Origin of the sequence: Pseudomonas sp. NMI542_15 (genome assembly GCF_021283425.1) — a bacterium.
Classification (GTDB): domain Bacteria; phylum Pseudomonadota; class Gammaproteobacteria; order Pseudomonadales; family Pseudomonadaceae; genus Aquipseudomonas; species Aquipseudomonas fortuita.
Genome location: NZ_JAJSRO010000031.1, coordinates 1 through 17,942 on the forward strand (window position 1 = coordinate 1; position 17,942 = coordinate 17,942).

The 17,942-nt window shown below is 62.7% G+C and carries 17 protein-coding genes and 3 tRNA genes; 8 read left to right on the top strand and 12 right to left on the bottom strand.

The genetic code is table 11. The features are described 5' to 3' along the window. Nucleotides 1–2 precede the first annotated feature (2 nt). The 3 genes from LU684_RS27885 to LU684_RS27895 all read right to left on the bottom strand — a co-directional run bounded on the left by LU684_RS27885 (nt 3) and on the right by LU684_RS27895 (nt 321). Nucleotides 3–75, bottom strand: a tRNA-Glu gene (locus tag LU684_RS27885). Nucleotides 76–167: 92 nt separating this feature from the next. After that, nucleotides 168–243 (bottom strand) — tRNA-Gly (locus tag LU684_RS27890). 2 nt (nt 244–245) lie between these two features. Continuing rightward, nucleotides 246–321: transfer RNA gene (locus LU684_RS27895), tRNA-Glu, on the bottom strand. A 315-nt stretch (nt 322–636) separates the two neighbouring features. Here LU684_RS27895 and LU684_RS27900 point away from each other — a divergent pair. Further along, on the top strand, nt 637–1,404 hold the full coding sequence (locus LU684_RS27900; protein WP_016485458.1) for a hypothetical protein: 768 nt from the start codon (nt 637–639) through the stop codon (nt 1,402–1,404). Nucleotides 1,405–1,457: 53 nt separating this feature from the next. Here LU684_RS27900 and LU684_RS27905 read toward each other — a convergent pair whose 3' ends face one another. Both LU684_RS27905 and LU684_RS27910 read right to left on the bottom strand, forming a co-directional pair. Continuing rightward, complete coding sequence (locus LU684_RS27905; protein WP_016485457.1) at nt 1,458–1,940, bottom strand: GAF domain-containing protein; 483 nt, start codon at nt 1,938–1,940, stop codon at nt 1,458–1,460. Then, nucleotides 1,937–2,827 carry an ATP-binding protein gene (locus LU684_RS27910; RefSeq protein ID WP_016485456.1) on the bottom strand — a complete coding sequence of 297 codons (891 nt, stop codon included), beginning with the start codon at nt 2,825–2,827 and terminating at the stop codon, nt 1,937–1,939. Before LU684_RS27910 ends, LU684_RS27905 begins: the two co-directional genes overlap by 4 nt. Before the next feature lie 200 nt (nt 2,828–3,027). On the opposite strand from LU684_RS27910, the gene LU684_RS27915 reads away from it, so the two are divergent. Then, a complete protein-coding gene (locus LU684_RS27915) occupies nt 3,028–5,385 on the top strand; it encodes a hybrid sensor histidine kinase/response regulator (protein WP_232895262.1) in 2,358 nt (785 codons plus the stop codon). Here LU684_RS27915 and LU684_RS27920 read toward each other — a convergent pair. Both LU684_RS27920 and msrB read right to left on the bottom strand, forming a co-directional pair. Then, a complete protein-coding gene (locus LU684_RS27920; protein ID WP_197889057.1) occupies nt 5,375–5,863 on the bottom strand; it encodes a glutathione peroxidase in 489 nt (162 codons plus the stop codon). The genes LU684_RS27915 and LU684_RS27920 overlap by 11 nt on opposite strands. Before the next feature lie 13 nt (nt 5,864–5,876). Then, nucleotides 5,877–6,272, bottom strand: coding sequence for a peptide-methionine (R)-S-oxide reductase MsrB (msrB, locus tag LU684_RS27925; RefSeq protein ID WP_016485453.1), 396 nt, complete (start codon nt 6,270–6,272; stop codon nt 5,877–5,879). A 168-nt stretch (nt 6,273–6,440) separates the two neighbouring features. Here msrB and LU684_RS27930 point away from each other — a divergent pair, with 168 nt between their 5' ends. Together LU684_RS27930 and htpX are read left to right on the top strand one after the other, a co-directional pair. Further along, nucleotides 6,441–7,652: a pyridoxal phosphate-dependent aminotransferase gene (locus LU684_RS27930; RefSeq protein WP_016485452.1), complete on the top strand. Its 1,212-nt coding sequence runs from the start codon at nt 6,441–6,443 to the stop codon at nt 7,650–7,652. Between the two features lie 276 nt (nt 7,653–7,928). Beyond that, a complete protein-coding gene (htpX, locus tag LU684_RS27935; protein ID WP_012271122.1) occupies nt 7,929–8,816 on the top strand; it encodes a protease HtpX in 888 nt (295 codons plus the stop codon). Between the two features lie 47 nt (nt 8,817–8,863). On the opposite strand, the gene LU684_RS27940 is transcribed toward htpX, so the two are convergent. Further along, the gene (locus LU684_RS27940) at nt 8,864–9,514 is read right to left on the bottom strand and encodes a thiopurine S-methyltransferase (protein WP_016485450.1); all 651 of its coding nucleotides are present in this window, start codon (nt 9,512–9,514) and stop codon (nt 8,864–8,866) included. A gap of 110 nt (nt 9,515–9,624) precedes the next feature. Between LU684_RS27940 and LU684_RS27945 the strand changes: the two genes are divergently transcribed. Beyond that, nucleotides 9,625–10,392: a DODA-type extradiol aromatic ring-opening family dioxygenase gene (locus LU684_RS27945; protein ID WP_016485449.1), complete on the top strand. Its 768-nt coding sequence runs from the start codon at nt 9,625–9,627 to the stop codon at nt 10,390–10,392. A gap of 90 nt (nt 10,393–10,482) precedes the next feature. On the opposite strand, the gene LU684_RS27950 is transcribed toward LU684_RS27945, so the two are convergent. Next, entirely contained in the window at nt 10,483–12,156 is a 1,674-nt protein-coding gene (locus tag LU684_RS27950; RefSeq protein WP_232895263.1) for a DEAD/DEAH box helicase, read from the bottom strand. A gap of 465 nt (nt 12,157–12,621) precedes the next feature. Continuing rightward, the gene (locus tag LU684_RS27955; RefSeq protein ID WP_016485447.1) at nt 12,622–13,377 is read right to left on the bottom strand and encodes a spermidine synthase; all 756 of its coding nucleotides are present in this window, start codon (nt 13,375–13,377) and stop codon (nt 12,622–12,624) included. 115 nt (nt 13,378–13,492) lie between these two features. On the opposite strand from LU684_RS27955, the gene LU684_RS27960 reads away from it, so the two are divergent. Then, nucleotides 13,493–14,839 (top strand): class II 3-deoxy-7-phosphoheptulonate synthase, encoded by a 1,347-nt coding sequence (locus LU684_RS27960; RefSeq protein WP_096425744.1) that lies wholly within the window; start codon nt 13,493–13,495, stop codon nt 14,837–14,839. Nucleotides 14,840–14,882: 43 nt separating this feature from the next. Here LU684_RS27960 and LU684_RS27965 read toward each other — a convergent pair whose 3' ends face one another. Next, complete coding sequence (locus LU684_RS27965) at nt 14,883–15,101, bottom strand: DUF1127 domain-containing protein (RefSeq protein WP_013971536.1); 219 nt, start codon at nt 15,099–15,101, stop codon at nt 14,883–14,885. Nucleotides 15,102–15,198: 97 nt separating this feature from the next. On the opposite strand from LU684_RS27965, the gene LU684_RS27970 reads away from it, so the two are divergent. Continuing rightward, nucleotides 15,199–16,050 carry a LysR substrate-binding domain-containing protein gene (locus LU684_RS27970; RefSeq protein WP_095117221.1) on the top strand — a complete coding sequence of 284 codons (852 nt, stop codon included), beginning with the start codon at nt 15,199–15,201 and terminating at the stop codon, nt 16,048–16,050. 58 nt (nt 16,051–16,108) lie between these two features. On the opposite strand, the gene LU684_RS27975 is transcribed toward LU684_RS27970, so the two are convergent. Then, nucleotides 16,109–16,858 (bottom strand): sulfite exporter TauE/SafE family protein, encoded by a 750-nt coding sequence (locus LU684_RS27975; protein WP_024717729.1) that lies wholly within the window; start codon nt 16,856–16,858, stop codon nt 16,109–16,111. A 113-nt stretch (nt 16,859–16,971) separates the two neighbouring features. Between LU684_RS27975 and LU684_RS27980 the strand changes: the two genes are divergently transcribed. Then, entirely contained in the window at nt 16,972–17,925 is a 954-nt protein-coding gene (locus LU684_RS27980) for a LysR family transcriptional regulator (protein ID WP_016485443.1), read from the top strand. Nucleotides 17,926–17,942: the final 17 nt, after the last annotated feature.

Below are 17,942 nucleotides of genomic sequence, written 5' to 3' on the forward strand. Positions count from 1 at the left end.
GGCGTCCCCTAGGGGACTCGAACCCCTGTTACCGCCGTGAAAGGGCGGTGTCCTAGGCCACTAGACGAAGGGGACACACAACACTTTTCAGTGCACCAGCACATGAACCTCACGGTTCAGACTGGATTTTCTTTTCCTGCCCCGCCGTTAAGCAGTGCCGGAGAAACTGGAGCGGGAAACGAGACTCGAACTCGCGACCCCGACCTTGGCAAGGTCGTGCTCTACCAACTGAGCTATTCCCGCATTGGCGTCCCCTAGGGGACTCGAACCCCTGTTACCGCCGTGAAAGGGCGGTGTCCTAGGCCACTAGACGAAGGGGACACGCTACAAGCATTACTGCTTGCTTTCACTCCCTGCCGCGTTTCGCTGTGTGCTTTACGCTGCAAGTGGCGCGCATTCTATGGATGGATCGGGAAGGCGTCAACCCCTTTGTAGAAATTTATTTAAATCAAAGACTTCCGGGTGGGTTGGGGTGTAAATGCGGGGCGGGTTGTCGATATAGAGAGCAGTCATCCTGCACTGGCCTCCTCGCGGCTTTAGCCGCGAAAGGACCAGCACTGGCATACAGCCGCTGTTCGCCCCTTGGCAAACTCACTACACTCAAAGCTGTAATTCTTCTTCAATGAGGCATTAACGGTGACACCACTTCTGATCACCCTGCTCATCGTGGCGGGCATCGCGTTGCTGATCGTGATCGGCTACCTCAACAATGTGGTCGAGAACGGCAAGCTGGAACGCGCCCGGACCAAGATCGAGCTGGCCGACCGCCTGCGCCGCTGTGGCGAAATCACCGAGACCTTCCCGGGCCAGTTCATGACCCCGGCCCTTAAACTGTTGCTCACCCGCCTGGAGCTGAACCTTACCCAGCGCCAGCTGGCGGTGGACAAGCATAATGCCGAACTCAAGGCGCGCATTGCCGAGCTGGACGTGCTGATTGCCCTGGGCGAAAAGATCCCAGTGAACAACCCGCCCAACCCGATCCATACCGAGATCAAGGCCAAGGACGTGCGCTTCTTGCTGGAGGCCATGCACAACCAGGTGACTCGTGCGGCCCAGGAAGGCTTCCTGACCACGCCTGAAGCCAAGCACTGGGTCAAGGAAATCCGCCACATCCTGGTCCTGCTGCATATCGAGTTCTTCAACAACCTCGGCCAGCAAGCCCTGCAGAAGAACCAGCCCGGCCAGGCACGCCTGGCATTCGAGCGCGGCGTGCAGTACCTGCGCAAGCAGCCGGAGCCGAAGGTGTATGAAGAGCAACTGACGTATCTGGAAAAGCTGCTGGCGCGGGCCAATGCCCAGGTGCTGGACCGCATGGCACCTGCGGAGGACGAGCACAACGAACTGACCGACGGGCTCAAGACCGATGCAGAAGAGACCTGGAAGAAGAAAGTGATCTACGACTGATTCGTTAGCCTGTGCTGGCCCTGTGAGAGCGGCCAGTACAGCGAACCTGTTGGTCAGCAGTCTGTCAGCTCCAGGAAGATCGCCGCCAAGCGTTCCAGCCCCGCCTGGTCTGCCTCGCTGAACCGCCCAACCTTCGGGCTATCCAGGTCCAGCACACCAATCAACCGTCCCGCCTTAACCAACGGGATTACCAGCTCGCTGTTGGACGCGCTGTCACAGGCAATGTGGCCCGGAAACGCATGCACGTCCTCTACCCGCTGGGTCTGGCGCGTTGCCGCCGCTGCACCGCACACGCCCTTGCCGAACGGAATGCGCACGCACGCCACCTGGCCCTGGAACGGGCCCAGCACCAGCTGTTCGTTGCGGTTGAGGTAGAACCCCGCCCAGTTCAGGTCGTCCACCTGGTTGTACAGAAACGCCGAAAACTGTGCGGCATTGGCGATGAAGTCACGCTCGTCGGCAAACAGCGCCTGCACTTGCGCCGCCAGCAGGTGGTAGCCGTCGAGGCCGGCGCCACTGGCATTAAGGTCGATCATTTACTTTGCTCCAGCAATTGCAGCCCGACCCAATAGCGGGCGAACTGATAGGCACAACGGCCATTACGGTTACCGCGGCCGGTGGCCCAGCGCACGGCGAGGATGTCGAGTGCTTCAGAGCGCTGCCAGGCAAGCCCGGCAGGCCGTGCCAACTGGCCAATCCAGTGCTCGACAACATTCAGGAAGTGGTCCTGGGTAAACGGGTAGAACGACAGCCACAGGCCAAAGCGGTCAGACAGGGCAATCTTGTCCTCCACCGCTTCGCTGGGGTGCAGTTCGCCATCTACGCGCTTCCAGTTTTCGTTGTCGCTTTCTTTTTCGGGCACCAGGTGGCGACGGTTGGAGGTGGCGTACAGCAGCACGTTGTCCGGCGCCTGCTCCAGCGAGCCGTCGAGCACGCTTTTGAGTACCCGGTAGTCGCCCTCCCCGGCCTCGAACGACAAGTCGTCACAGAACAGGATGAAGCGTTGTGGCAGCTTCTGCAGCTGCTCGACCACCCGTGGCAGGTCGGCCAGGTGGTCGCGTTCAATTTCGATCAGGCGCAGGCCGGCGCTGGCATGCTCGGCCAGCAAGGCGCGCACCAGCGACGACTTGCCAGTACCGCGCGAGCCCCACAGCAGCGCGTGGTTGGCCGGCAGGCCGTTGATGAACTGGTGGGTGTTGCGGCCCAGCTGGTCGCGCTGCTGGTCGACGCCGATCAGGTCGGTCAGGCGGATGTCCAGGCTGACTTCCAATGGCAGCAGATAACCGCTGCGGCCATCGCGCTGCCAGCGCGCGGCCAGGGTGGTGCCCCAGTCGATGTTCGGGCGCTGTGCCGGTAACAGGGGCTCAAGGCGCGCCAGTACCGATTCGGCGCGGTCCAGAAAAGCAATCAAGCGAGCGTCCATGACGACTCCTAACAATTCAGATTCGAGGCTGCTGTGCTGGCCTCTTCGCGGCTAAAGCCGCTCCCACAGGGACCGCACCAGGCCAGAGGACGGCGCAGTACCTGTGGGAGCGGCTTTAGCCGCGAAGAGGCCGGTACAGCCAGTTGAGCAATCAAGGCTGAATGTGTGACAGACCCACCAGTAGCCGGGGTTGATCGGCTATGCTTGCGCAGCGCAAGCAACGGGAAACCGGCTCGGGACTCATGGATATCAAGTTCACCAATCGCCTGTCATACAAGCAAGCCCGGTTGACAGTCCTGGTCGGCTTCATCCTGGGAACATTGCTCAGTCTCATCCAGATCGGCATCGATTATGCCAGCGAAGATGCGTCCATCAACCGTGAAGTGAATGCGTTGCTGCAAATCAGCCACAACCCGGCCTCGCGCATCGCCTACAACATCGACTCGGAGCTGGCGCTGGAGCTGACCCGCGGCTTGTTGCAGTCGCCGGCCATCATCCGTGCGCGGCTGATCGACAACAACGACACCGTGCTGGCCGACGTCGAGCGGCCCAGGCTGCAACACCGCTACCGGCCGCTGAGCGACTTCCTGTTCGGCGAGCAGCGCCAGTTCAAGGAACGCTTGTACCTGACCCACATGCCAGAGGAAAACCTGGGCACCCTGTACCTGGACGTCGACACCTTTGCCTTCGGCAGCCGCTTTCTCGAACGCGCCGGCATCACCCTGCTCAACGGTTTTGCCCGTAGCCTGGTGCTGACCGGCATTCTGCTGGCGCTGTTCTACATGATGCTGACCAAGCCACTGGTCACGGTGATCGGCGCGCTCAGCGGCAGCGACCCGCGCAAACCCCGGCAAACCCGCCTGGACTGCCCGCACGGCCACGAGCACGACGAAATTGGCGTGCTGGTGAAAGTCGCCAACCAGCAGTTCGTCAGCATGGCCACCGAGATCGAGCAGCGGCGCACCGCCGAAAACCGCCTTACCCAGTACCTGAACGAACTGGAAGACATCGTCTCGGCACGCACCAACGAGTTGAAGGCCAGCAACAACAGCCTGAGCCTGTCCAACCAGGAGCTGGAAGAAGCGCGCCGCCGCGCGCTGGACATGGCCCAGGCGCGTGCGGCGTTCCTGGCCAACATGAGCCACGAAATCCGCACCCCGCTAAACGGCATGCTCGGCATGATCGCCCTGGCCCTGGACAGCCCGCTACCCAGCGAGCAGCGCCAGCAACTGGCGATTGCCCACGACTCGGGCAAAGTACTGGTGGAGTTGCTGGACGATATCCTCGACCTGTCCAAGTTCGATGCCGGCCAGCTGGAGCTGGAACGCATTCCGTTCGACATGGGTTCGATGGTGGAGGACACCGCCAACCTGCTGTCTCAGAACACCGCACAGAGCGTGGAACTGACCTGCCTGATTGCCCGTGACTTCCCCAGCAGTGTGCTCGGCGACCCCACGCGGGTGCGGCAGATCGTCAGCAATCTGCTGTCCAACGCGCTGAAGTTCACCCGCTTCGGCCGCGTCGATGTGCGCTTGGTGACTATCGTCGGCGGTGTCCGGCTAGAGGTGCGTGATACCGGCATCGGCATCCCTGAAGACGCCCAGGCACGGATCTTCCAGCCGTTTACCCAGGCCGGCGCCGGCATCACCCGCCAGTACGGCGGCACCGGCCTGGGCCTGGCGCTGACGCGCAACCTGTGCAAGGCCATGCAAGGCCATTTGCACATTCGCTCCGAAGCGGGCTTTGGCAGCTGCTTCAGCGCCGAGCTGCCGCTGGTCGTGCACACTGAAGCCATCGCACCGTTGCCGCTGCATGGGCGTGTGGCCGCCCTGAGCGATGCAGGCAACGGGCTCAACGAACTGTTACAGGGCCTGCTGCCGGCCTGGGGTTTGACCTACCAGCGGCATGACAGCAGCGCGACGCTAGCCGCCACCGCGATGGACCTGCTGATCACCGACGACGTAGAGCGCCTGTTCGAACTGCGCCAAACGCTGAAAACCCCCATCTTGCTGGTGACCGCCTACGGCAACTTCCTGTCCAGCGAGCAATCCGCCGCCCTCGCCCCACTCCATCAACTGGCCCGGCCACTGGCGCGCAACGCCCTGTACCAGACCCTGCGCCGCACCCTGCAAGGCTTCGACCCCGAGCACCCGCTGGCCAGCCCGGCCATCAGCCTGGAGGCAGGCCGCGCGCGCATCTTGCTGGTGGAAGACAACCCCGTGAACCAGTTAGTGGCCAAGGGCATGCTGGCCAAGCTCGGCTGCCAGGTGCAACTGGCCACGCAGGGCGCCGAGGCCCTGGAGCAGCTGGAACGGGATGACTTCGACCTGGTGCTGATGGACTGCAACATGCCGGTGATGGACGGTTACGAAGCCAGCCGACGCATCCGCCAGAGCGGCCGCTGGCCCAACCTGCCAATCGTCGCCCTCACCGCCAACGCCATGCCCGAGGAGCGCGAGCGCTGCCGGACCGCGGGCATGAACGACTACCTGGCCAAGCCATTTCGCCGCGAAGAGCTACTGGCGCTGATCGACCACTGGGTTCCGCTCAGCGGCTAAGCAGGCGCTCGATGTCTGTTGCCAAGGCCTGTGGCTTGGTAGTGGGTGCATAACGCGACACCTGGCCGCTGGCCGGGTCGACCAGGAACTTGGTGAAGTTCCACTTGATCTTCTGGCTGCCCAAAATGCCCGGTGCGCGCTGCTTGAGCTCGACGAACAACGGGTGGGTGCCTGGGCCGTTGACTTCGACCTTGCGAAACAGCGGGAAGCTCACGCCAAAGTTGCGTTCGCAGAACTGCGCAATGTCCCGCGCGTCGCCCGGCTCCTGCTTGCCGAACTGGTTGCAGGGAAAGCCCAGCACCACCAGGCCGCGCTCGCGGTAGGCCTGCCACAGTTGCTCCAGGCCCTTGTACTGCGGGGTAAAGCCGCACTGGCTGGCGGTATTGACCACCAGCAACGCCTTGCCCGGGAAGTCGCCGAGCTTCTTTTGCTCGCCGCCCAGGGTCACGCAGGGGATGTCCAGCATCGATCCAGCCATGTCAGGGCTCCGGTCAGTCGCGCGGGCGCAAGTCGATGCACACCGAGTTGATACAGTAGCGCAGGCCAGTCGGTGGCGGGCCATCGGGGAACACGTGGCCCAGGTGCGCGTCGCAGCGGGCACAGGTGACTTCGGTACGGATCATGCCGTGGGAGGTGTCACGGATCTCGATCATCGCACTGTCTTCGATCGGCGCGTAGAAGCTGGGCCAGCCGCAGCCGGAATCGAACTTGGTCTGCGCATCGAACAGTTTCGCGTTGCAGCAGATGCAATGGTAGATGCCGTCTCGGCGCTCGCTGTTGTACTTGCCGCTGAACGGCCGCTCAGTGCCTTTTAGGCGGCATACCTGGTACTGCTCGGGGTCGAGCATCGACCGCCATTGCTCCAGGGTTTTTTCGATCTTTTGCATATGGAAACCTCGGCAGGCTGAATTTCACCTCGCGCCGTCTTTTCCGGGGCGCGGGTGGCACGTATATTAGTTGGCTTCGTGTGCCAGGCGTTCAGTCTGGCACCCGCTTCCTGCCGTTACAAACCTTTCGGCGGGGCGTAGCGCGTTTTCTCATATCGGGATCCCATCATGCAGTTCAGCAAATCGAACAAGCTCGCCAATGTCTGCTATGACATTCGCGGCCCAGTGCTCAAGCACGCCAAGCGCCTGGAAGAGGAAGGCCACCGCATCCTCAAGCTGAACATCGGCAACCCAGCGCCGTTTGGCTTCGAGGCGCCCGATGAAATCCTCCAGGATGTGATCCGCAACCTGCCCACCGCGCAGGGCTACAGCGACTCCAAAGGCCTGTTCAGCGCACGCAAGGCCGTGATGCAGTACTGCCAGCAGAAGGAAATCGAAGGCGTCACCATTGAGGACATCTACCTCGGTAACGGCGTTTCCGAGCTGATTGTCATGTCGATGCAGGCGCTGCTGAACAACGGCGACGAAGTGCTGATCCCGGCCCCCGACTACCCGCTGTGGACGGCCGCCGTAAGCCTGGCCGGGGGCAAGCCGGTGCACTACCTGTGCGACGAGCAGGCCGACTGGTTCCCCGACCTTGAAGACATCAAGGCCAAGATCACCCCGAACACCAAGGCCCTGGTGATCATCAACCCGAACAACCCGACCGGCGCGGTGTACTCCAGGGAGCTGCTGCTGGGCATGCTGGAGCTGGCCCGCCAGCACAACCTGGTGGTGTTCTCCGACGAAATCTACGACAAGATTTTGTACGATGAAGCGGTACACATCAGCACCGCCTCGCTGGCACCAGACCTGCTGTGCCTGACTTTCAACGGCCTGTCCAAGTCTTACCGGGTGGCGGGCTTCCGTTCCGGCTGGCTGATCATCTCCGGGCCCAAGCACCACGCGCTCAGCTACATCGAAGGCATCGACATGCTGGCGAACATGCGCCTGTGCGCCAACGTGCCGGCCCAGCATGCCATCCAGACCGCACTGGGCGGCTACCAGAGCATCAACGACCTGGTGCTGCCGCCAGGCCGCCTGCTGGAGCAGCGCAACCGTACCTACGAGCTGCTAAACGATATCCCGGGTGTAAGCTGCGTGAAGCCGATGGGTGCGCTGTATGCCTTCCCGCGGATCGACCCGAAGGTGTGCCCGATCCTCAACGACGAGAAGTTCGCCCTGGACCTGCTGCTGTCGGAAAAGCTGCTGATCGTACAAGGTACGGCGTTCAACTGGCCGTGGCCGGACCACTTCCGCGTGGTGACCTTGCCGCGGGTGGATGACCTGGAAGCGGCGATTGGCCGGATCGGCAATTTCCTGCGGACGTATTCGCAGTAAATGATGGCCTCTTCGCAGCACCAGGCTGCGCCTACAGGTGTACGCGTTCTCCTGTAGGCGCAGCCTGGTGCTGCGAATGGGCTGCAAAGCAGCCCCTCGCACTCTCACAGGGTGTTTCTTACATCCTGCAACGCTCTATCCCACAGCTCCCGCGTCATCCTCTGCCATACTCCGCCGTACACAGTTTGAAATAGTCGGCCGATTGAATCGGCGCGACAGGCCCCTTATATACCCCGCAGTAAGCGACAATTCATCCGTCAGGAGAACGTAACAACCATGATGCGCATTCTGTTGTTTGTGGCCACCAACCTTGCGGTGGTGCTGGTTGCAAGCATTACCCTGAGCCTGTTCGGTTTCAACGGGTTCATGGCCGCCAACGGGGTCGACCTGAACCTCAGCAGCCTGCTGGTGTTCTGCGCCGTGTTCGGCTTTGCCGGCTCCCTCGTCTCGCTGTTCATCTCCAAGTGGATGGCAAAGATGAGCACCGGCACCCAGATCATCAGCCAGCCGCGCACCCGCCACGAGCAGTGGCTGTTGCAAACGGTCGAAGAGCTCTCCCGTGAAGCGGGTATCAAAATGCCCGAGGTGGGTATCTTCCCGGCGTACGAGGCCAACGCCTTCGCCACCGGCTGGAACCGCAACGACGCATTGGTAGCCGTGTCCCAGGGCCTGCTGGAGCGTTTCTCGCCCGATGAAGTGCGGGCGGTGCTGGCCCACGAAATCGGCCACGTGGCCAATGGCGACATGGTCACCCTGGCGCTGGTACAGGGCGTGGTGAACACCTTCGTGATGTTCTTCGCACGCATCATCGGCAACTTCGTCGACAAGGTCATCTTCAAGAACGAAGAAGGCCAAGGCATTGCCTACTACGTGGCGACCATCGTTGCCGAGCTGATCCTGGGCATCCTGGCCAGCATGATCGTGATGTGGTTCTCGCGCCGCCGCGAGTACCGCGCCGACGAAGCCGGTGCGCAACTGGCTGGCACCTCGGCCATGATCGGCGCCCTGCAGCGCCTGCGCGTGGAACAAGGCCTGCCAGTGCACATGCCAGACACCATGAAGGCCTTTGGCATCAACGGTGGCCTCAAGCACGGCCTGGCCGGGCTGCTGATGAGCCACCCGCCCCTGGAAGACCGTATCGAGGCCCTGCGCCGTCGCGGTTGATCCATCGGGTAATACAGAAAGGGCGACTTTGGTCGCCCTTTTTCGTATTACCGGCCAAGCCGGTAAACCCGCTCCAACAGACTGGAAACCCCGGCCTGCACAAACTTGGGGCTCTCCTGAATCACCTCTACCGCCTCCAGCTCATGCAGCTGCCACCCTGCAAACCCCTGCCGCACCTCTGCGTCCCCGACTGAAAACGGCGGCCCGGGCAGCAGTGACTGATCATAATCCAGGGTCACCACCAAACCCCGGCAATTGGCCGGCAGCAAAGCCGTCAGCGCCTGCATGTACATCGCGCGCATTTGCGCCGGCAGCGCAATCAGCGCCGCCCGGTCATACAGCCCCACGCAGTCGCCTATATCCTGCGCACGCAACGCAAAGAAATCACCACACCACAGCTCCACGTCACCACTGCGCCAAACTTCGAAGTCCCCGCGCTGCTGCACCTCGGCTTCAAGCCCGTGCTCGCCGAAGAAATCCTCTACCGCGCGCCGCGACAGCTCCACACCCAACACTCGGTACCCCTGCCCGGCCAGCCAGATCAAATCCAGGCTTTTGCCGCACAGCGGCACCAGCACTCGGCTACCAGACTCAAGGCCGAGTGACGGCCAGTGCGCCTGCAGGTACGAATTGACCTGCCCCTGATGAAAGCCGATCTGGTTATCGACCCACCGCTTGTGCCAGAAAGCTGGCTCCATGGTTGCTCCTTGTTTATCGAGTAAACCGATAGAAAACGCGTAAAACTTGCGATGGATATCGATCAGTTTCTGACCGAAGATGAGTGCATCTTAACCTTCAGGACCTTGCCATGCTGCCCAGCCTGTTCATTTCCCATGGTTCGCCCATGCTCGCCCTGCACCCGGGTGCCAGCGGGCCGGCCTTGGCCGGGCTGGCCAACAGCCTGCCACGCCCCAAGGCAATCGTGGTGGTGTCAGCGCACTGGGAAAGCCGTGAACTGCTGGTAACCAGCAGTGCACAGCCAGAAACCTGGCACGACTTCTACGGCTTTCCACCGGCATTGTATGCGGTGCAATACCCGGCGCCGGGCGAGCCTTCCCTGGCAGGCCAGGTCAGCGAGTTGCTGAAGGCTGCCGGGCTGCCAGCCCGGCTGGACGCCCAGCGGCCGTTCGACCACGGCGCCTGGGTGCCGCTGTCGCTGATGTACCCGGACGCAAGCATTCCCGTGGTGCAGGTTTCCCTGCCCAGCCACATGGGGCCTGCGCTGCAGGTGAAGGTGGGCCAGGCGCTGGCGAACTTGCGTGCCGAGGGCATCTTGCTGGTGGGTTCGGGCAGCATCACCCATAACCTGGGGGAACTGGACTGGCATGCAGGGCCGGATGTGATCGAGCCATGGGCGCTGGCGTTCAGGGATTGGGTGGTGGAGCGGCTGCAGGAAGATGACCAAGCGGCATTGCTGGATTACCGGAAGCAGGCGCCACATGCCGTGCGTAACCATCCCAGTGATGAGCATTTGCTGCCGCTGTTCTTTGCCCTGGGGGCTGGGAGCAGGTTTGGCGTGGTGCATCAGGGGTTTACCCTAGGGGCGCTGGGGATGGATATATATCGGTTCGACTGAAGGGCCTCTTCGCGGGCTTGCTCGCGAAAGGGCCGGTACAGGCAAAAAAAATCCCCGACCTGGGCCGGGGATTTTTTTATAGCGCCAGGATCAATCCTCGCGGTAGCGACGCAGCTTCAGCTGCTTGCCAGCTACGCGGGTGTCCTTGAGCTTGGACAGCAGCTTCTCGAGGCCGTCTTCCGGCAGCTCGACCAGGCTGAAGCTGTCGCGAACCTGGATGCGACCGATGGCATCACGCGCCAGGCCACCCTCGTTGAGGATCGCGCCCAGCAGGTTCTTGGCAGCGATACCGTCGCGGGCACCCAGGGCGGTACGGCAACGTACACGGCCTTCGGCCAGCGGCAGCGGCGCACGGCGCTCGCGGTCACCGCGGTCAGGGCGCTCGCCACGCTCAGGACGCTCACCACGCGGGGCACCAACGCCCGGCACCAGCGGCTGCTCACGCTCTACCGCAGCCAGGTCCAGCGCCTGGCCATTGGTGGCTTTGCGCAGCAAGGCCGAAGCCAGCGCACGTGCGCTGCAACCCAGGTCGGTGGTCAGGCGGTCGAACAGTTCACCGTGGGTGGCTTCTGCTTCGGCTACCAGCGGCGCCAGGCTCGAGGTCAGCTTCTTGATGCGGGCATCCAGCACGGCCTGGGCATTCGGCAGGCGGGCTTCGGCAACTTTCTGCCCGGTTACACGCTCGATCACCTGCAGCATGCGGCGCTCACGCGGGGTGACCAGCAGCAGCGCACGGCCTTCGCGACCGGCACGGCCAGTACGGCCGATACGGTGCACGTAGGACTCTGGGTCGTACGGCATGTCAACGTTGAACACGTGGGTGATGCGCGGTACGTCCAGACCACGGGCAGCGACGTCGGTGGCGACGACGATGTCCAGGCGGCCATCCTTGAGCGAGTCGATCACGCGCTCACGCTGGTTCTGGGCGATGTCGCCGTTCAGCGCGGCAGCCTTGTAGCCTTTGGCTTCCAGGGCGGCGGCCAGGTCCAGGGTGGCTTGCTTGGTACGCACGAAGGCGATCAGTGCGTCGAACTCTTCCACTTCCAGCAGACGCAGCACAGCCGGGATCTTCTGGTCGGCATGGACCATCAGGTGGGCTTGCTCGATCGCGGTTACGGTCTGGGTCTTGGTCTGGATCTTGACGTGCTTGGGCTCGCGCAGGTGGCGCTCGGCGATCGAACGGATCGACGACGGCAGGGTTGCGGAGAACAGTACGGTCTGACGGGTAGCCGGGATTGCGTCGAAGATCACTTCGAGGTCATCCATGAAGCCCAGCTTCAGCATCTCGTCGGCTTCGTCCAGTACCAGGTACTGCACGGTGGACAAGACTTTTTCGTCACGACGCAGGTGGTCGCACAGGCGGCCCGGGGTGGCGACGACGATTTGCGCGCCGTTGCGGATTGCACGCAGCTGTGGGCCCATCGGGGCACCACCGTATACGGCAACCACGTTCACGCCCGGCATCTGCTTGGCGTAGGTTTCGAAAGCGGTAGCTACTTGCAGCGCCAACTCACGGGTTGGCGCCAGGATCAGGGCTTGCGGTTCGCGCTTGCTCACATCGATCTTGTTGAGGATCGGCAGGGCGAAGGCAGCGGTCTTGCCGGTGCCCGTCTGCGCCTGGCCGATCATGTCGTGACCGGCGAGGATGATCGGGATCGATTGTTGCTGAATGGCGGACGGCTCTTCGTAGCCGGTAGCCACAACAGCAGCAACAATGTTCGGATTAAGATCGAGAGCGGCGAAGCCGCCGGTTTCCTGGGTCATGGGTCTGCCTCTAGGTGCATCCGCAAAGACCCATGCTCCAAAGCTGCACATGCCTTGAAAGACCGTCAGGTCACCCAGGCAGCTTTGGCGGCGGGGATTTGCGAAAACGATTGAAAAAGAAAACTTGGGAAGGTCCGCCTAGCGGACGCGCAGCCGAAGCTGGACTCGGAGGATTTGCACCACCTGATTTTGAGGTCCGCTAAAAGACCGGCGCGTACTATACCTGAAATAGCGGCAACCGTGAGGAATATTTTCAGGGGGCAAGGCCATTATCGGGCCATCAACCAATCCGCGCTGAATCGATAATTCCCTGAAGCCTCACCCGCTCTGTGTGGGAGCGGCCTTGCGTCGCGAAAGGGGTGCGAAGCGCCCCCAGGATTTAAGCCACGCCGCATAGATTGCCGGGGCCGCTCTGCGGCCCTATCGCGACACAAGGCCGCTCCCACAAATGGCCGCGTCAGGCGTTCAAGTTGCTGGCCGAATCTCTTTGATCAACCCATCCAGGCTATAACCCAGCTGCGGCGCCAGCGCCTCGGCCCGGGCACGCAACCCCTCCAGATCCAGCACCTGCTCAAGATCAGCCGGCACCAGCAAGATCACATTACCCTCCTTCACCGGCAGCTCCCAGTAATGCCGATGGTACAGCCCGCGCAGCAATGCCGCGCCCAGCGGCTTGCCGTCGTCGGTAGCCCACTGGTTGATTACCAGCCAGCCGCCCGGGTTCAGTTGCTGCTGGCAGTTTTCCAGGAATTTCCATGCCAGGTGCCCCACGCCCGGCCCATGGTCGGTGTACAGGTCGACAAACAACAGGTCGGCCTTCTCCGCCGTGGGCAGCAACTCGATGGCATCACCGATGCGCACGTACAACCGAGGGTCATCATCCAGGCCCAGGTGCTCCATGGCCAGGCGCGGTACGTCCGGGCGCAGCTCGATGGCCTCGATGTCTTCAAGTGGCAGGAACTTCATGCAGGCCTGGGTCAGCGTGCCGGCGCCCAGGCCAAGAAACAGCGCGCTCTCCGGCTGTTCATGGCACAACGCCCCCACCAGCATGGCGCGGGTGTAGTCGTACTCCAGCCAGCTGGGGTCGGCCGTGAACACACAGCTCTGCTCGATGGCATCGCCGAATTCCAGAAAGCGGTAGTCGTCGACTTCATACACGCTGATGACGCCAAAAGCGTCCTCTACCCGTGCCAGTAGCCGCTCTTCCCGTTCCGCCGTCATGCTTACCACCCACCCGCGCAAAACGCGCATTGTCCGTCAACACCCTTGATGCAACAAGCGCAGCGCCAACTGTTACCATGGCCTATAGCCTACAACCTACAAGACCGAGCCCGAGATGAACCGACCGTGGAGCCCTGACAGCTGGCGCACCCTGCCGATCCAGCAGCAACCGACCTACCCCGATGCTGCGCACCTGCTGAAGGTTGAACAGACCCTCGCCAGCTACCCGCCGCTGGTGTTCGCGGGCGAGGCACGCGAGCTGCGCAGGCAGTTTGCCGAGGTTACCGAAGGCCGCGCCTTCCTGCTGCAAGGTGGCGACTGCGCCGAGAGCTTCGCCGAGTTCTCGGCGGCAAAAATCCGCGACACCTTCAAGGTGCTGCTGCAGATGGCCATTGTGATGACCTTTGCTGCCGGCTGCCCGGTGGTGAAGGTGGGGCGCATGGCCGGGCAGTTTGCCAAGCCGCGCTCCTCGGGCGATGAAACCATTGGCGACATCACCCTGCCCGCCTACCGCGGCGACATCGTCAACGGCATCGGTTTCGACGCCAAAAGCCGCATCCCCGACCCGGAGCGCCTGCTGCAGGCCTATCACCAGGCCACCGCCAGCCTCAACCTGCTGCGCGCCTTCGCCCAGGGCGGGTTTGCCGACCTGCACCAGGTGCACAAGTGGAACCTGGATTTCATCGCCAACTCGGCACTGGCCGACAAGTACCACCAACTGGCCAACCGCATCGACGAAACACTGGCATTCATGCGTGCCTGCGGCCTGGACAGCGCGCCGCAACTGCGCGAAACCAGCTTCTTCACTGCCCACGAAGCGCTGCTGTTGAATTATGAAGAAGCCTTCGTGCGCCAGGACAGCCTGACCGGCGACTACTACGACTGCTCGGCGCACATGCTGTGGATAGGCGACCGCACCCGCCAGCTCGACGGCGCCCACGTGGAGTTTTTGCGCGGCGTGCACAACCCGATCGGGGTCAAGGTCGGCCCGAGCATGAACCCCGAAGAGCTGATCCGCCTGATCGACACGCTGAACCCGGCCAACGACCCCGGGCGCCTGAACCTGATAGTGCGCATGGGCGCGAGCAAGGTTGGCGACCACCTGCCGGGGCTGATCCGCACCGTCGAGCGCGAGGGGCGCAAGGTGCTGTGGAGCTCCGACCCGATGCACGGCAATACCATCAAGGCCAGCAGCGGCTACAAGACGCGCGACTTTGCGCAGATCCTGGATGAGGTGAAGCAGTTCTTCCAGGTGCACCAGGCCGAGGGCAGCCATGCTGGCGGCATTCATATCGAGATGACCGGGCAGAATGTCACCGAATGCATCGGTGGCGCCCGGCCGATTACCGAGGATGCGTTGTCTGACCGGTATCACACCCATTGTGATCCGCGGATGAATGCCGATCAGTCGCTGGAGTTGGCGTTTTTGATTGCCGAGACGTTGAAGCAAGTCCGGCGGTGAGGCTGGGGCGCATGCCTTGAGAAGCCAGGCGCCCGGCCCACACTCACTTCCTCAGCGGATCATCCCAGAAATGCCGCTCGGCCTCTTGCTGGATATCCGCCCGGCTCAACCCCAAGTCGTGCAAGGTTGCGTCACTGAGGCTGGCCAGCTCCTGGCGCTGGCGGTACAGCTGCAGCCAGCGCGCCGGACGCTGCAGGGCCGCATGCCACAGGTGGTTCAGGGAAAAGGCAGGTTGCTGGATGCTGCTGACATGACCTTTCATCGTGAAGCCCTCCGTGTTGGATGGCCTCAGTCTCGCGCCGGGCTTAAGATCAATCCAACGAATGTTTCTGATGCCATGCATCTCGGAGATTGATGCAATGTCCCAGTACCAGAGCCTCGATGCGGACGTATTGCGCACCTTCGTCGCCATCGCCGAGCAAGGCGGCTTTACGCGCGCCGGCGAAGTGGTCAACCGCACCCAATCGGCGGTGAGCATGCAGATGAAACGCCTGGAAGAAGACATCCTGCAGCGCCAGCTGTTCGAGCGCGACGGCCGCCAGGTTCGCCTCACCGCCGAGGGCCAGGTGCTGCTGGGCTATGCCCGGCGCATCCTCAAGCTGCATGGCGAGGTGTTCAATACCCTGCGCATGCCGCACATGGTCGGGCTGGTGCGGATTGGCACGCCTGACGACTACGCCATGCGCTTTCTGCCGACCATCTTGTCGAGCTTTGCCCAGGCCTACCCGCTGGTGCAGGTGGAAGTGCATTGCGACTCTTCCAAGCAATTGATGCTGCGCCAGGACCTGGACCTGACCATTGTCACCCGCGAACCAGGTAACGAGGTGGGCCAATTGCTGCGCCAGGAACGCTTGGTGTGGGCCGCCGCCGAAGGCTTTTGCCCACAGGAACAGCGGCCGATGCCCGTGGCACTGTTCAATACCGACTGCTTCTGCCGGGCCTGGACCTGCAATGCACTGCAAGCACAAGGTATCGACTACCGCATTGCCTATACCAGCCCCAGCCTGGCGGCGATCTTTGCCATCGTCACGGCAGGGTTGGCGGTGACGGCGCAACTGCAAAGCCTGATTGGTGGCAATATCCGCATACTGGGTGAACAGGACGGGCTGCCGCAGTTGCCCTTAGCCAATGTGATGCTGGTGCGCAGTGCGCAGAACCCCTCGCCGATTACCGACTGTATGGCCGACTACATCGTTGAGGGTTTCAAATAATTGGGGCTTGTGGGAGCGGGCTTGTCCCGCGAATGGGCCGCAACGCGGCCCCACAATCTCACAGTTCAAACCCCAGCATCACCGCACACACCACCAAAAACACACAGAACATCGCCCGCAGTACCTTCTCCGGCAACGCATGAGCCAGCTTCACCCCCCAGCTGATGCTGAGTAAACCACCCACCGCCAACGGAATCCCCACCGCCCAGTCGACACTGTGGTGCACCCCATAGGTCACCAACGTCACCAAAGTACTCGGCGCGGCCAGCGCCAGCGACAGCCCCTGCGCCACCACCTGGGTGGTGCCGAACACACTGGTCAGGATCGGCGTGGCCACCACCGCCCCGCCCACGCCGAACAAGCCGCCCATGGTGCCGGCAAAACTGCCCAGCACGCCCAGCCAGGGCCAGGCATAACGCAGTTCGGCACTGGGCGGCGATGCCTTCATGAACATGCGCGCCACGTTCCACACCGCCAGGGCGACCAGAAAGCCGACAAAGCCCAGGCGCATGGATTGCGCATCCAGCCCCACTGCCCAGATCGACCCCAGCCAGGCAAACAAAAAGCTGCACGCCGACAGCGGCAAGGCATGGCGCAGCTCGATGCGGTTGCGCTGGTGATAGCGCCATAACGCCAGCAGCACGTTCGGCACCACCATCACCAGCGCCGTACCCTGCGCCAACTGCTGGTCCAGACCAAACAGCACGCCCAGCGCGGGGATTGCGATCAGCCCCCCACCAATACCGAACAAGCCCCCCATGGTGCCCAAGGCAGCGCCCAGCACGATATACAACAACCACTCGATCATCAGGGCCTCGTTTGCCTGTACAGATAATGCGAGCATGCTAACGACTGTGTGCTGGCGGGGAAACGCACAGCAGCGCACAATGGCTATGCGTTTTTCGCAAAAGCAAGGCAGCCATGAGCCCCGATACCCTGACCGACCAATTGAGCCTGTTCCTCGATGTGTTGGAGGCTGGCAGTTTTTCCGCCGCCGCCCGCCGTCACCCGCTGACCCCGTCCGCTGTGGCCCGGCGCATCGACAACCTGGAAAGCGCCGTCGGCAGCCGCCTGTTCACCCGCAGCACCCATGCCGTGCGCGCCACACCCGCAGGCAATGCCTTTGCCGAACGGGCCAGGCGCATCATCGAGGAGCTGCGCCTGGCCCGGGCTGAAGCGGTATCGCTGAGCAACGCCCCCGAAGGCCTGATCCGCATCGACGCCCCCGCCGCGTTCGGCCGCCGCCATCTGGCCCCCGCCATCGCCGACTTCCTGGTGGCCTACCCCGGCCTGGATGTGCAACTGCGGTTGATCGACAGCTTCGTCGACCTGCAGGGCAGCCACCTGGGCGAGGTCGACCTGGTACTGCGTGCCGGCCCCTTGGCCGACACCCGGTTGGTCGCCACGCCGCTGGCTTACATGGTGCGCGTCGCCTGCGCCAGCCCCGCCTACCTGGCCAGCCGCGGCATGCCCACCTGCCCCAGCGAACTGCCTGGGCATGACGGCCTGGACTGGGACGGCCTGGCCCCGCCGTTCGCCTGGCGCTTCAACGTGGCCGGGCAAACGCGCCTGTACCGTCCTGCGCGCATGCGCATGGCCGCCAACAATGCCGAAACCTTGCTGTTCGGTGCGCTCGCCGGCTTAGGTGTTGCCCACCTGCCTACCTGGCTGATCAGCGAATACCTGCTGCGTGGCGAACTGGTTCCGCTGTTTTGCGACGGCGGCCTGCCAGCAGCCGAGACCAGCGGCATTTACGCACTACGGCTGGAACATGAAACGAACTCTCGCAGCCGTTTGCTGCTCGAATTCCTCAAGAGCCGCTTCAGCCCGATTCCACCCTGGGACCTGGCCTTGCGCAGTGAACTGCGTGAGTAATGCGCGCACTAAAAATA